Genomic DNA, 13,273 nt, shown 5'->3' on the forward strand with positions numbered 1-13,273 from the left:
CGCCTCAGTTCACTCCCGCTTCGATCACCGTCTCGGCGAAGCGCTCGAAGACGGCTCGGTGCTTGTCCACGTCGGCATCCTCGGTGGCCGGGCACATCAGGAACATGGTGTGGAAGGGTGTAACGAGAATGCCTTCGTTCATGTAGAACGCGTGAAGAAGCGTCTCCAGATCGCCGCGCCGCGTGGCGATCACCTCCGCGCCGTTCAGCGGTGGGCGAGGGGAGAACATGATCTCCACCCGGGCGCCGATCTGCGTGACATGCCAGGCCAGGGCGTGATGTGAGATGACCAAGCGGGCCGCTTTCGCCAGCCGATCGGCGCGCCCGATCATTTTCGCATAGTTCTCCGGCGTCAGAATTTCCTCCATCACCGCGCGCATGGTGGCGACGGTCAGGGCGTTGCCCGCCAGCGTACCGCCGATGCCGAAATGGGCCGACTGCCGTTGGCGCGGATTGACGTGCGGCACCTCTTTCCAGAGCCGACCGGCGGTCTTCTCGCTGACGCCGAAGATACCGGCTGGAATACCGCCCGCGATAGCCTTGCCGGCGACGAAGATGTCGGGCTCCAACCCATACAGCCTCGTATAGCCGCCCGGCCCGCAGGAAAGCGTGTGCGTTTCGTCGATGATGAGCACAGTGCCGGTGCGCCGCGTCGCCTCGCGCACGGCATCGTGGAAACCCTCGGCGACCGGGATCATGCCGAAATTGGTCATCAGCGGTTCCATCAGGACGCAGGCCACGTCCTCTGCCGCCAGCGCCTCTTCCAGCGCGTCCACATCGTTGAACTCGACGACCTTCGACACGCGCTCGTGGTCGACGCCATTGGGATGGATCATGTTGCGCATCTGCATCCGGCCGTTGCGCAGTTCGACATGCGCCTCGTCGACGCCGCCGTGATAGCAGCCGGAAAACACCAGCACCTTGTCGCGCCCGGTGATCATGCGCGCGATGCGGATGGCGCCGCGATTGGCGTCGGTGGCGGAGGTGGTCAGCGTCCAGTAGGGCAGGCCGAAGCGCCGCGCAAGTTCCTCGCCGACCCAGAGGCTGTCCTGCGTCGGCATCATGTGGGTGGTGCCGCGTTGCAGCTGTCGTGTGGCGGCGCGGGTTATGGCTTCCGGTGCATGGCCGCACATGCCGCCGGTGTCGCCAAGGCAGAAATCGACATAGTCGTTCCCGTCGATGTCGCGCGCATGGCAGCCCCGCGCCTCCTCGACATAGATCGGGAAGCCGCCGGCCCAGCGCCGCATCCAGTGCGACGGCCCGCCATAGAGGAAATGCTTGCGCCCGCGCGCCCAGGCCTTGGCCGAGCGCGGATGCGTTTCGGCAAATCGCGCCTGCTCCACGTCGATCAACTTGTCGATAGTCTGCGAAACGGTGCCGTCGGTCGCGTTCATGAGAGCGAAATCCATGCGGTCTTGAGGTCGGTGTACTTGTCGAGGGCATGCAGCGACTTGTCGTGACCGTTGCCGGATTGCTTAACACCGCCGAGCGGCACGGTGACGTCGGCGCCGCCATAGGTGTTGACGTGCACCACGCCCGCCCGGATTTCCCGGACCATGCGGTGAGCGCGGGAAAGGTTCGCGGTCCAGACGGCGGAGGCGAGCCCGTAGGTCGTCGCATTGGCGATGCGGATCGCCTCCGCCTCGTCGTTGAAAGGCATGACCGCAAGCACCGGCCCGAACACCTCCTCGCACGCCAGCGTCATGTCAGGGCTCACGGCATCGAAGACGGTCGGTGTCATATAGAAGCCGCCGGTCTCTTCAAGGATGCGCTCGCCGCCGGTTTTCAGCCTGGCGCCTTCCGAAACGGCCCTGTCCACATGAGACAAGGTCTTGGTCAACTGTTCGGCGCTGTTGATCGCTCCCGCCTCGGTGGCCATGTCGAGTGGATCGCCGACCTTTATCTTGGTGGCGATCGCGGCGACCCGTTCGGCGAATGCCTCATGAATCGAGTGTTCGACCAGCAGCCGCGAACCTGCCACGCAGACCTGGCCGGAATTTCGGAAGATGCCGAAGGCGGCAACCCTTGCCGCCCGATCCAAATCCGGCGCGTCCGCAAAGACGATATTGGGCGATTTTCCGCCAAGCTCCAGATAGACGCGCTTCAGGTTCGAACGGGCGGAATACTCAAGCAGCCGGCGCCCGACGCCACCCGAGCCGGTAAAGGCCAGCACGTCGACATCCATATGCAGCCCCAGCGCTTCGCCGGCGACCGCGCCGCGGCCGGTGACGACGTTGAAGACTCCTTCCGGTAGTCCTGCCTCGGCGCAAAGCTCAGCGAGACGCAGAAGCGTGAGGGAGGCGGTTTCCGCCGGCTTCAGAACGACCGAGTTCCCGGCGGCGAGCGCCGGAGCGACCTTCCAGGCGCCGATCATCAGCGGGAAGTTCCACGGTACGATGGCGCCCACGACGCCAACAGGCTCGCGGTGGACGAGGCCGAGCACATTCTCCACCGTCGGCGCGATCTCGCCACAGACCTTGTCGATCGCCTCCGCGTAGTAGCGGAAGGTGTCGGCGCAACTTCCCGGCTCCGCCTTCAGCGCCATGGCGATCTCGGTGCCGTTGTCGCGCACGCCTAGAACAGCGAGTTCGAGCGCATGCTTCTCGATCAGATTGGCGATGCGGTGCATCACCTTCTTGCGCTCGGTGGGTGCCGCACGCGACCAGGCGCCCTTGTCGAAGGCCTTCCGCGCCGAGCGGACGGCACGATCCACATCTGAAGCGCCGGCATCTGCGACGGTGGTGAGTCGGCTGCCGTCGATAGGAGAGATGACGTCGAATGTTCCACCGGCTTCCGCTGCTTGCTGCTTGCCACCGATGAAGAGGCCCTGCGATGCAATTTCCTCCGTGCGAAGCCGGTCAATTGTTGCTTGGTCAGTCATATGCGGTCTCCGTTCGTTTCATTGCTCCGCGCTCTCGAAGAAGTGTCCAGACATGGATTAGGAGAACGAACACGATCACGGCGAATATGGCGCCCGCGATCGGCCGATCGATCCAGTCGAACGGTGATTGAATACGCGGCAGCGACGTACGGAAGCGCTCCTCCATGATGCGGCCCAGCACCATGCCAAGAATGATCGGCACGATGGGCAGATTGAGACGTTTCAACACCAGGCCCAGCATACCGAAGACAGCGGCGACGACGCAGTCTGTCGCTGAATTGCGCAGCGAATAGACCCCGACGAAGGACAGCGTCAGGATCGCCATGCCCAGAAAACGGTTCGGGATGGCGATCACCTTCAGCAGAGGCTTCGTCGCGATCATGAGGAAGGCGAGCGCAAGGAAGTTTAGGATCAGCAGGCACAGATAGAGCGCGAGCACGAAATCCATCGAATCGCGGAACAGCGTCGGCCCGGGAATGACGTTGTGGACGTAGAAGACCGACAGCATCATCGCCGTCAGCGCCTCGCCCGGAATGCCAAGCGCCAGAAGCGGGATCATGGCAGCCGCCGGCACGGCGTTGTTGGCCCCCTCCGAGGCGATCACACCCTCGGGAGCACCATGGCCGAAGCGTTCGGGAGTGGGGGAAATCTTCTGTGCGAGCGTGTAGGAGAGGAACTGGGCGGTGAACTCGCCGACACCCGGAATGATGCCCATGATTGTGCCGAAGCCCGCCGCGGATAGTACCACACGCGGAAAGCGGAAGACCTCACGCAGGCCGCGAAACAGTCCGCCGCTGATCTTTGGCGTGGCACCGTCGGAATCGCGGCCCGACAACAACACAAACGCCTGCGAGATGGCGAACAGGCCGAGCACTACCACGATTAGGTCGATGCCGGAGGTGAGCCAGGTCTGGCCGAAGGTGAAGCGCGACGAATAGCGCACCGGTTCCAGACCTATCGTTTGCAGGAAGATGCCGAAGGACAACAGCGCGCCGGCGGCCATGTTCTGCCCCCGGTGCGCGATAACGACGAGGATCATGCCGAGCAGGCAAGCAAGGAAAATCTCGCGCGAGCCGAAGAGCGGCGCGACCTTGGCAAGAAACGGCGCCAGAGCCATGAGGCAAATGACTGAGAAGACGCCGCCACAAAAGGAGGCTCCGTAGGCTAGCGAAAGCGCGCGCGCTCCCTCGCCCTTGCATGTCAGCGGATAGCCGTCATATGTCGTCAGCGCGTTGACTGGCGTGCCGGGCGTGTTGATCAGCACGGCGGGAATTGCACCGCCGAACATGGCCGAGCCATAGATGCCGAGAAGCAGCGTCAGTCCGACGATCGGCTCCAGCGCGAAGGTTACGGGCAACAAGATGGCAATCGCTATGGCCGGACCAACACCTGGAATCGCCCCGATGAGGACACCGCCCAGCGAACCGATGACAAGCGCGGCGATGACGTCGAGACGCAGGAGGATATCAACGCTGGCGAGAAGCACGTCCATTTTCCGTGTCTCTCACAGATAAAGGATCATGAAATTACGCAGCGCCGGCGGCAGGTACTCGTAGACAGCCCCGCCCGGTATGCGCACGCCAAGAAGTGACTTGAAGACGATAACGGTGACCGCCCCGGTCAACAGCGCGGCGAGGAAAATCTTCGCCGAGCGGTAGCCCAGCCGCAACGTCAGCGCTGCGGTGAATACGAGCGTGGTAGGAAGATAGCCCGTCAGGGGCACGAGCCAGACATAGGCCATGAACCACACGACATATTCCATAGCGCGCAGCCAAACTGCAATCTCGGCAAATGTACCGTCGCTGCTTGCCTGACGGTTGCGCCGCCAGGAGAACCACAGTTCCAGCGCGCCGAAAATGGTCATGGTGGTGATGGCTACGACCGGCCAGAAGGCCGGTTGCTTGACGAAGGGTACCCCCTTCGCCCATTCGGTCTGAGCCGGGATATTGGTCGCAAGGAACAGGGCCAAGATGAAAGCGGCAAGGCCGAAGACGATTTCCGCGCGATGGTGATGCGGTGCGGCCAACGCGGAGATGTGATGATGTTCAGGCTCGCCCGTCATCGTGAATCCCCTTGAGACGTCGAAGCGGTCGAATTGGCCCATTAATCGGGCCGCCGCACGCCGTCAGTTCTCCAGGATCGAGTTGATTGTCTGCACGGTTTCGAGGTCTGATCCGATCTGCGCGGCGGATTCCTCGGCGTCCTTCCAATAGATCTGGGCGCCGGTCTCCTCGGCGAATTTCTGCGCCCGCTCGCTGGCAATCGTCTCCTTCGCCACTGCAGCGATCTTCTCGCGCGCTTCGGTAGGCGTGTCCTTGTGCACGAATAAGCCATTCCACAAAGAGATATCGAGCGAAGGTTCGAGCTCGCTGACGGTTGGCGCGTCGGGCGCAGTCGCGATGCGCTCCTCCGTCACCGAGGCGAGTACGGTGACCTCATCGAGGCACGGTAAGACGAGCTGCATCGTCGTGTTCATGACGTCGACATCGCCGGAGGCGAGCGTGTTGCAGTCGAGCGCATCGAAGGCAGCGTCCGAGGCGTAGGAGAAGCCCATCGTCTTGGCCAGCGCCAATGTCGCTTGGGTCGGCAGCAGCGGTCCGCCGAAATGGCCCAGCACCACGTCGTTCGACTTGGCGTAATCAGCGAGTTCTTCCATCGACTGATAAGGAGCATCCTTCGAGGTTACGATGACGAAGGGGTAGGTCAGAAAGATGCCGACTGGCTCGAAGGGATTTGGATTCAACTCGGGAATGCCAAGATCGGGACCGACCACCGGCACGCCGACGACAAAGGACCCAACCGTGTAACCGTCGGCGGGCGCGGTTGCGACCTCCACCGCACCGGGGAAGGGACCGCCCCCGCCGCCTGGTTTGTTCACGACGGCTGCCGGTTGGCCGTACTTGACCTGAAAGTCCTCGGCGATCATGCGTGTCAGGACATCTTCCAAGTCCCCGGGCGGGAACGGCACGACAAAGCTTACCGGCTTCTCCGGATAATCGGCCTTTGCTACGCCGAGGACTGCGAGAGCTAATGCTGCGCTCGTCAGAAAAGCGCCTATCAGTTTTCGCATAATGTATCTCCTGTTGTGCAGGCGAGGAGCCCGCCTTCCCCATTCTAATGGTTCATTATTTGAACTCTTATTTCAAATATAGACTTGCAAACGAGCTGGCTTCCTGTCAACTTTAATCTATCATCGCAGCTTTAAATGTGACGAGGAGGGGTGCTTGAGCACCGTCGGCAAGGCGATTTCGCTGCTGGAACTCTTCACCATCGACGAGCCGGAACTGGGCCTCACGGAGATCGCGCGCCGGTCGGGGTTCGATAAGGCAACCACGCGGCGGCTTCTGGTGTCGCTGGCGCGGCACGGCTTCGTGGAGCAGGACGCCGAGACCCGCCTCTACCGGCTGGGCGCGGGCTTGACTCGTCTGGCGCGCATACGCGAGGCACGGTTTCCGATCCTCCAGACCGCGTTGCCCTTCATCCGCGAACTGGCGGCCGTGACGGCTGAAACCTTGCATCTGTCGGAAGCCAGCAACGGTTCGCTGCTGACCGTGCATGTGGAGCATCCGGCGCGTGCCAACCGCGTCAATGTCAATGTCGGGGAATATCTGCCGCTGCACTCCACGGCTTCGGGCATCGCCTATCTGGCGCATGTGCGCGAAGCGGTGCTGAAGGCCGCGCTAGCTGGGCCGCTGGCTCCCTTTACCGCGCACACGGTTACCGATCCGACCGCAGTCCTGGACGCGATAGAGGCCGCCCGCAAGCGCGGATACTCCATCATGGACCAAGGCTATGAGGAGGGCGTCCATAGCGTCGCAGGAGCGATTCTGGGGGCCGACGGCTATGCGATCGGCACATTGGCGATCGCGGCGCCCGTTGTTCGCACTTCCAGGGCCGCGGCCGCCGAACGCGGCAAGGCCGTTGCCGCTGTCGCCCGCGAAATCAGCGAACGGCTCAACGGCGAAGGCTTCAATGTTCTCAAGAGCAGGGCTTTTGCATGAAGAGGGAGGTGGCAGACATGCAGCCACGGATCCTGATCGTCGGGACCGGTGACACCAAGGCTGATGAGCTGGATTTCATGCGGGCGAAGGTGCGTGAGGCGGGCGGTGTGCCCGTGATGCTGGACGTCAGCGTACTTGGCGACCCGCCCTATGCGCCGGAATACGACAAACATGCGGTCGCTGCCGCTGCCGATACCACAATCCAGGCAATCATCGATTCGGGCGACGAAAACAGCGCCATGACACTGATGGCGGCCGGTGCTTCGCGCCTGGCGAAAGAAATCCATCGCCACGGCGAGATCGACGGTGTCATTGCGCTCGGCGGCAGTATGGGCACCGACCTGGCACTGGATGTCGCCCTGGCGCTGCCGCTCGGCGTGCCCAAATTCGTGGTCTCCACCATCGCCTATTCGCACCTCATTCCGCCAGAGCGTATCGCCGCGGACCTAATGATGATCCTGTGGGCCGGCGGGCTTTACGGGCTGAACTCTACTTGCAAGGCTGTGCTGTCGCAGGCCTGCGGCGCGGTGGTGGGCGCCGCGCGCGTGGGCGAGCAGCCGAGTCGGGAACGGCCGGTCGTCGCCATCAGTTCGCTGGGTAAGAGTTGCTTGAGCTATATGACGACCCTGAAGCCCGAGCTGGAAAAACGCGGCTACGAGGTCGTCATCTTTCACACGACGGGCATGGGCGGCCGGGCGCTGGAGGCGATTGCCGCGCAGCGCGACTTTGCCGCCGTCATGGATTTCAGCCTGCAGGAGCTGGCGAACCATCTGGCCGATTCAGTCGTCACCTCGGGAGCAGACCGGCTGGAAAATGCCGGTCGTACCGGAATCCCAATGATCGTTGCCCCGGGCGCCATCGATATGGTCGATTTTCCCACATGGCAGCCCGTGCCGGAGCGCTTTGCCAACCGGCCGTATCACGCGCACAATCGCCTGCTCGCCTCCGCTACCAGCGACGGAGAAGCACGGCGCGGCATCGCACGGGAGATCGGCGCAAAGCTGGCCTCCGCCAAGGGGGCGGCGGCCTTTATCCTGCCGGCGGGCGGTATCCAGGAATGGGATCAGGAGGGTGAGCCGCTCCATGAGCCGGAGGCGCTGGCTGCTTTTGCTGACGAGATGCGCCGTAGCGTGCCCGAGAATGTCAAACTGCACGAGATCCCGGAACACATCAATAGTCGGGCCTTCGTCGACAAGGCGCTTTCGATCTTCGATGCTTGGGTGGCGGAAGGCGTCGTCCCGCCCGGCGTGGTTGCAGAGGACGCAACGACATGACCCATCCGCAGGCCCTTGTCCTGGATTTCGGCGGTGTGATCACGCGGACCCTGTTCGAGACGCATGACCTGACGGAGGAAGCGCTCGAGCTGCCCGCCGGCACGCTGGCGTGGCGCGGGCCCTTCGCGCCCGAGACGGATTCGCTCTGGCGGGCCATGCAGGCGGATGAGATCAGCGAACGCGATTATTGGCTGGCGCGCACGCGCGAGGTTGGAGATCTCGTTGGGGAAGACTGGGAGCGGATGGAGACCTTCGTCCAGCGTGCACGGGGTGCCGACCCGGAGGCCGTGATACGGCCGGAGGCCGAGCGCACTATCCGTGTTGCCCATGAGGCGGGCGTGCGTCTGGCCATTCTGTCGAATGAACTGGACCTCTTCTACGGCGCGGAATTCCGCCGTCGGCTCCCGCTGCTCTCGCTGTTCGATACCATTGTCGACGCCACCTACACCGGCATCCTGAAGCCGGACCCGCGCGCCTACGCCTCCGTGATCACGACCCTCGGTCTGCCGGCCGCCGCCTGCGTCTTCGTCGACGACCAGCAACGCAACATCGAGGGAGCGACGGCCGCCGGGATGCGCACGGTCCATTTCGATGTCGGCGATCCGCGAGAATCATATTCCGAAGCGCTCGGCCATTTCGACCTTGCCTTCGAGCCATAACATACAGGAGCGAACATGCGCGACGCCAATTTCCTCGCCGAGAACAATGCCAAGCAGATATGGCATCCCATGGCGCACCCAGCCGACATGCGGGCCAACCCGCCACGCGTGGTCATGAAGGGGCAGGGCGCACACGTGACCGATCTTGAAGGCCGCACTGTGCTCGATGCGGTAGGCGGCCTTTGGAACGTCAATCTCGGTTATAGTTGCGCCCCGGTGAAAGAAGCGATTGCCGCGCAGCTCGATGCGCTGCCCTACTATTCCGGCTTTCGCGGCACATCGACGGGGCCTTCCATCGAACTCGCGTGGGAACTCACCCAATGGTTCGAGCCGGAAGGCATGGCGCGCGCCTTCTTCACCTCAGGCGGCTCCGATTCGGTGGAGTCGGCGCTGCGCCTTGCGCGGCAGTACTGGAAAATCCGAGGGCAGGGGGACCGCACCAAGTTCCTGGCGCTGAAGAACGGCTATCACGGCACGCATTTCGGCGGCGCCTCGGTCAACGGCAACGCCAATTTCCGCCGCAACTACGAGCCATTGCTGCCGGGCGTCTTTCACATTCCGGCGCCGTACACCTACCGCAACCCGTTCGATGAGAACGATCCGGTGAAGCTGGCGCGGCTGTGCGCGCGGGCGCTTGAAGAGGAGATCGCCTTTCAGGGTGCCGACACCATCGCCGCCTTCATCATGGAGCCCGTGCTGGGTGCGGGAGGCGTGATCGTGCCGCATGAAAGCTTCATGCCGCTGGTGCGCAAAATCTGCGACCGTCACGAGATCCTTCTGATTGCCGACGAGGTAGTGACCGGCTTCGGGCGTACTGGCGCCTGGTCGGGCTCGCGGCTGAGCAACGTCAGGCCGGACATGATGACCATCGCGAAGGCCATCACGTCGGGCTATTTCCCGCTTGGCGCTACCTTGATCAGCGGTGCGGTGGCCGAGGTGTTCGAGGCAGACAAGACGAGCTTCGGCTCGATCGGCCACGGCTACACTTATTCTGGACACCCTGTCGGCTGCGCGGCGGGCATCGTCGCGCTTGCCGAAACACGGCGGCTGAAGGTCAATGAGAATGCAGCGGTGCGCGGGCTGGAACTTGCTGCGGTGCTCGAAGATCTCAAGGCCAAACACGCGCTGGTCGGCGACGTGCGCTACAAGGGGCTGATGGCCGCCATCGAGCTGGTCTCGGACCGGGATACCAAAAAGCCGGCCGACAAAGGCGTGATGAAGCGCGTGTCGGATGCCGCATACGAGGCGGGTGTCATGCTGCGGGTTTCCGGATCGAACGTCATTCTCTCCCCGCCACTGATCCTGACCGCCGATGAAGTGCAGACGATCGGTGCGGCGCTTGACGGAGGGCTTGCCGCAGCTTGAGCGAACCGCGCGGGACATAATCCACCCGGGAAACTGCGTTGACTCCGCTCACGGCGGCAGGATCCGGTATCCAACGGCTCCGGTGCTGCCCGATAGATAAGCCGCCACAGGTCAGCCGGAGCTAATTTGAGATCATAGAATGCTTCAGCCAGATTTTATCGGACCGGAGATTTGCGCATGCGAGGCACATGAGGTCGTCAGACCTTCTGAAGAAGAGGAAATTTCCCCGGCGGAAGTGTCGAGGCCGCCTCCACCGATGATGTCGGAGCGGACGGAGGTTGCCGGTGGCCGCATGATCATGGGCACGAAGGGTTTGGTCGATTGCATTCCGCAGCGCTCGGACGTTGGTGCAAAGCTGGACGTACGCGGCGGCGTCGTCGTCAAGACGAAAACATCGGAATTCGGTGCGATCCATTGGGATTGATTGGCCCCGTGACAACCGCATAGCGCGACAACCTCTCTCGACCCGTAGCGGCTGGCCAGATCTCCGCCACGCACCCTATAAACCCCTCTAACGCCAGAATTTTAGATATTGATATATATTAGTAAAATAGATCCTGCATGCAAAATACTTGTTCCGTGTACAAAGGTGTGAGAAGGTATGCGGACAGGGGAAAGAGTATGCTTGGAAACCGGCTGAAAAACGAGATCGCGGACCTGATTCTGTCGGGCCGCATGTGGCCGGGCGAGCGGCTCGACGAACAGTCGCTTGCGTCGCGCTTCGGGGTCTCGCGGACCCCCGTTCGCGAAGCGCTTCAACAGTTGGGCGCCGCTGGTCTGGTCGAGATGCGGCCGAGGCGCTCGGCCCGCGTCAGGGCGCTGAGCATGCCGGAACTCGAAAGCTCCTTCGAGGCAATGGGCGAAATAGAGGCAATTTGCGCTCGCTATGCGGCTGAACGAATGACCCAGGCCGAGCGCATTTCCCTCAAGCTGCTTATCGATCAGTCCCGCATAGCGAGTGAGCAGGGAGACCGCGTTACCAGTCGCGACCTGGACGCGAGGATTCACGCGCTTCTGCACACCGGCGCGCACAACGAAGCTCTGTGTTCCATCGCCAATGAAATGCGGATGCGCGTCGAACTGTACAGCTCGGCGCCCTACACGCTGCCGAACTTCGATACCCAGCTGCACGTCCCGCACAGCCAGCACGAACAGATCGTGGAAGCCGTTCTAAACAGGGATCCGGAAGCGGCGCACCGTCTCATGATCGACCATATTGGCGGGAGCTTTCTGGTCGTGAAGGGCATTCTCGAGCAAGGCAGCGCGCTGGCCACGGCTGGCGGTGACGAGCCGGTGGAGCGGCATTCCTATGGTTATGTCGGCCGTTTTTTTGGTGACACGGCGGCGAAGGCACGGTCCGGCTTGACCGGCCAGACAATTGCCCGACCGTTCGACCCGTCAGGCCCGGCCGCGGGCAGTTCAGGGCAAGGGAGCGCTTGAATGCACCACTACAGCGGTCCCGGAAGGTCGATTGCATTTGCTGCCGGAGCTATGTGCGCAACCTCCCACCCGCTGGCTGCGATGACCGCCCTCGACATGCTGAAGCAGGGCGGAAACGCTGTCGACGCGGCAGTCGCCGGGGCGGTAGTGCTGGGCTTCTGCGAGCCCATGATGTGCGGGCTTGGCGGTGACGTCTTCGCGATGGTTCGCGATCCCGATACGGGTGTGATTTCAGGTCTGAACGGTTCCGGACGCGCGCCGATGGCCCTCGAAGCCGCGATGCTGCGCGAACAGGGGCTGACCGCCATCCCGCTCGATTCCGTCCATTCGGTTACCGTGCCAGGTGCCATCGACGCGTTCGACACGCTCATACGCCAGTTTGGCCTTCTGGATCTTGGTGCGGTCCTCCAGCCGGCCATTCACCATGCCGAGGCCGGTGTGCCGGTATGTCATCGGTCAGCGATCGACTGGGCGGAATTTGGGTCGCGTCTCCATGGAGCGGGGCGCGAGCATTACCTCCGCGGGGGCGAACCCTATACCGCCGGCAGCATCTTCGCTTCGCCGGCCCAGGCCGAGGCTCTGCGCCTGATCGCCCGAAATGGCCGTGACGCTTTTTACACCGGCGAAATCATGCAGGACATGGTGGACACCCTGCTCGCCGCAGGAGGCTGTCACACGGTCGACGACTTTGCGAATACAGCCGCAACCGAGGTGGAGCCACTGCGTGTCAACTATCGTGGCCATGATCTGGTCGAATTGCCGCCGAACGGGCAGGGGGCAACCGCACTGCTACTGGCGAATATCCTGAAGCGTTTCGACATCTCCGGACTCGATCCCAACGGTGCCGAACGGGTGCACATCGAGGCCGAGGCGACGCGATTGGCCTATGGCTTGCGCGACCGGTTCATTGGCGACTCCGCCGGGTCCAAGGATCGTGTGCGCCACATGCTGAGCGATGAAACCGCAGATGCGCTGGCGGACCTGATCGACTTGCGGCGTGCTGGGCACAATGTCGATCAACGGGCGGAGGCGCTCCATCGCGATACCGTCTACATCTGTGTGGTGGACGAAAACCGCCTCGCGGCCTCACTCATATATTCAACCTTCTGGCCGTTCGGCTCGGGAATGGCCTCGCAGCGCTTCGGGATAAGCTTTCAAAACCGCGGCGCTGGATTTTCCTTGGCATCCGGCCATGTGAACGAATTGAAGGGCGGTCGGCGGCCGCTCCACACGCTTATTCCCGGATTTGCCGAGAAGGCGGGGGCCTACACCATGCCGTTTGGCGTGATGGGCGGACCGTTTCAGGCGACCGGACACGCCCACCTCCTGTCGAACCTCGTCGATTTCGGGATGGATATTCAGCAGGCGATCGACAGCCCGCGCAGCTTCCTCGATCCAATGACGGGAATACTGTCGCTGGAACGGGGATTCTCCGACGGTGTCACCGCCAAGCTCGCTGAGATGGGGCATGAGGTAGCCCGCGCGCCCATCGGAATGGGCGGCGCGCAGGCAATCCGGATCGACCTGATGAGAAACGTTCTGGAGGGAGGGAGCGACCCCCGCAAGGACGGCATCGCGCTGGGGTTCTAGACCTGTGTTCGAAGGAGCGGCAGCCTTTTCAGCAACTGTCCCCTTCAGGGATGCAAGGTCGGGT

The 13,273-nt window shown here is 62.8% G+C and carries 12 protein-coding genes; 7 read left to right on the forward strand and 5 right to left on the reverse strand.

The genetic code is table 11. From position 1 onward, the window contains the following. Positions 1–4: 4 nt before the first annotated feature. From GPJ75_RS07175 to GPJ75_RS07195, 5 genes are all read right to left on the reverse strand, one after another. Entirely contained in the window at positions 5–1,393 is a 1,389-nt protein-coding gene (locus GPJ75_RS07175; protein WP_163266541.1) for a transaminase, read from the reverse strand. Then, positions 1,390–2,880 carry an aldehyde dehydrogenase gene (locus tag GPJ75_RS07180; RefSeq protein WP_163266543.1) on the reverse strand — a complete coding sequence of 497 codons (1,491 nt, stop codon included), beginning with the start codon at positions 2,878–2,880 and terminating at the stop codon, positions 1,390–1,392. The genes GPJ75_RS07175 and GPJ75_RS07180 overlap by 4 nt, the downstream gene beginning before the upstream one ends. Beyond that, complete coding sequence (locus tag GPJ75_RS07185; protein WP_163266545.1) at positions 2,873–4,372, reverse strand: tripartite tricarboxylate transporter permease; 1,500 nt, start codon at positions 4,370–4,372, stop codon at positions 2,873–2,875. Before GPJ75_RS07185 ends, GPJ75_RS07180 begins: the two co-directional genes overlap by 8 nt. A gap of 12 nt (positions 4,373–4,384) precedes the next feature. After that, entirely contained in the window at positions 4,385–4,942 is a 558-nt protein-coding gene (locus GPJ75_RS07190; RefSeq protein WP_163266547.1) for a tripartite tricarboxylate transporter TctB family protein, read from the reverse strand. Between the two features lie 63 nt (positions 4,943–5,005). After that, complete coding sequence (locus tag GPJ75_RS07195) at positions 5,006–5,950, reverse strand: tripartite tricarboxylate transporter substrate binding protein (RefSeq protein WP_163266549.1); 945 nt, start codon at positions 5,948–5,950, stop codon at positions 5,006–5,008. A 154-nt stretch (positions 5,951–6,104) separates the two neighbouring features. Here GPJ75_RS07195 and GPJ75_RS07200 point away from each other — a divergent pair, with 154 nt between their 5' ends. The 7 genes from GPJ75_RS07200 (at position 6,105) to GPJ75_RS07225 (ending at position 13,209) form a co-directional block, all read left to right on the forward strand. Then, on the forward strand, positions 6,105–6,881 hold the full coding sequence (locus GPJ75_RS07200) for an IclR family transcriptional regulator (protein WP_163266551.1): 777 nt from the start codon (positions 6,105–6,107) through the stop codon (positions 6,879–6,881). A gap of 17 nt (positions 6,882–6,898) precedes the next feature. Next, positions 6,899–8,155 (forward strand): Tm-1-like ATP-binding domain-containing protein, encoded by a 1,257-nt coding sequence (locus GPJ75_RS07205; RefSeq protein WP_246248948.1) that lies wholly within the window; start codon positions 6,899–6,901, stop codon positions 8,153–8,155. Next, entirely contained in the window at positions 8,152–8,814 is a 663-nt protein-coding gene (locus tag GPJ75_RS07210) for an HAD family hydrolase (RefSeq protein ID WP_163266555.1), read from the forward strand. The genes GPJ75_RS07205 and GPJ75_RS07210 overlap by 4 nt, the downstream gene beginning before the upstream one ends. A gap of 15 nt (positions 8,815–8,829) precedes the next feature. Continuing rightward, on the forward strand, positions 8,830–10,179 hold the full coding sequence (locus GPJ75_RS07215) for an aminotransferase class III-fold pyridoxal phosphate-dependent enzyme (protein ID WP_163266557.1): 1,350 nt from the start codon (positions 8,830–8,832) through the stop codon (positions 10,177–10,179). A 256-nt stretch (positions 10,180–10,435) separates the two neighbouring features. Further along, entirely contained in the window at positions 10,436–10,603 is a 168-nt protein-coding gene (locus GPJ75_RS27165; protein ID WP_205602480.1) for a hypothetical protein, read from the forward strand. A 197-nt stretch (positions 10,604–10,800) separates the two neighbouring features. Beyond that, complete coding sequence (locus GPJ75_RS07220; RefSeq protein WP_163266559.1) at positions 10,801–11,619, forward strand: GntR family transcriptional regulator; 819 nt, start codon at positions 10,801–10,803, stop codon at positions 11,617–11,619. Positions 11,620–11,700: 81 nt separating this feature from the next. Next, positions 11,701–13,209 (forward strand): gamma-glutamyltransferase family protein, encoded by a 1,509-nt coding sequence (locus tag GPJ75_RS07225; protein ID WP_205602481.1) that lies wholly within the window; start codon positions 11,701–11,703, stop codon positions 13,207–13,209. Positions 13,210–13,273: the final 64 nt, after the last annotated feature.

The organism is Chelativorans alearensis (assembly GCF_010993735.1).
Taxonomy (GTDB): domain Bacteria; phylum Pseudomonadota; class Alphaproteobacteria; order Rhizobiales; family Rhizobiaceae; genus Chelativorans; species Chelativorans alearense.

Excerpts from the sequence above, each read along its gene's own strand:
- GPJ75_RS07185 (WP_163266545.1), bottom strand. The coding sequence starts at position 4,372 with ATGGACGTGCTTCTCGCCAGCGTTGATATCCTCCTGCGTCTCGACGTC.
- GPJ75_RS07175 (WP_163266541.1), bottom strand. The coding sequence starts at position 1,393 with ATGAACGCGACCGACGGCACCGTTTCGCAGACTATCGACAAGTTGATC.
- GPJ75_RS07195 (WP_163266549.1), bottom strand. The coding sequence starts at position 5,950 with ATGCGAAAACTGATAGGCGCTTTTCTGACGAGCGCAGCATTAGCTCTC.
- GPJ75_RS07180 (WP_163266543.1), bottom strand. The coding sequence starts at position 2,880 with ATGACTGACCAAGCAACAATTGACCGGCTTCGCACGGAGGAAATTGCA.
- GPJ75_RS07190 (WP_163266547.1), bottom strand. The coding sequence starts at position 4,942 with ATGACGGGCGAGCCTGAACATCATCACATCTCCGCGTTGGCCGCACCG.
- GPJ75_RS07215 (WP_163266557.1), top strand. The coding sequence starts at position 8,830 with ATGCGCGACGCCAATTTCCTCGCCGAGAACAATGCCAAGCAGATATGG.
- GPJ75_RS07205 (WP_246248948.1), top strand. The coding sequence starts at position 6,899 with ATGCAGCCACGGATCCTGATCGTCGGGACCGGTGACACCAAGGCTGAT.
- GPJ75_RS07220 (WP_163266559.1), top strand. The coding sequence starts at position 10,801 with ATGCTTGGAAACCGGCTGAAAAACGAGATCGCGGACCTGATTCTGTCG.
- GPJ75_RS07210 (WP_163266555.1), top strand. The coding sequence starts at position 8,152 with ATGACCCATCCGCAGGCCCTTGTCCTGGATTTCGGCGGTGTGATCACG.
- GPJ75_RS07225 (WP_205602481.1), top strand. The coding sequence starts at position 11,701 with ATGACCGCCCTCGACATGCTGAAGCAGGGCGGAAACGCTGTCGACGCG.
- GPJ75_RS27165 (WP_205602480.1), top strand. The coding sequence starts at position 10,436 with ATGATGTCGGAGCGGACGGAGGTTGCCGGTGGCCGCATGATCATGGGC.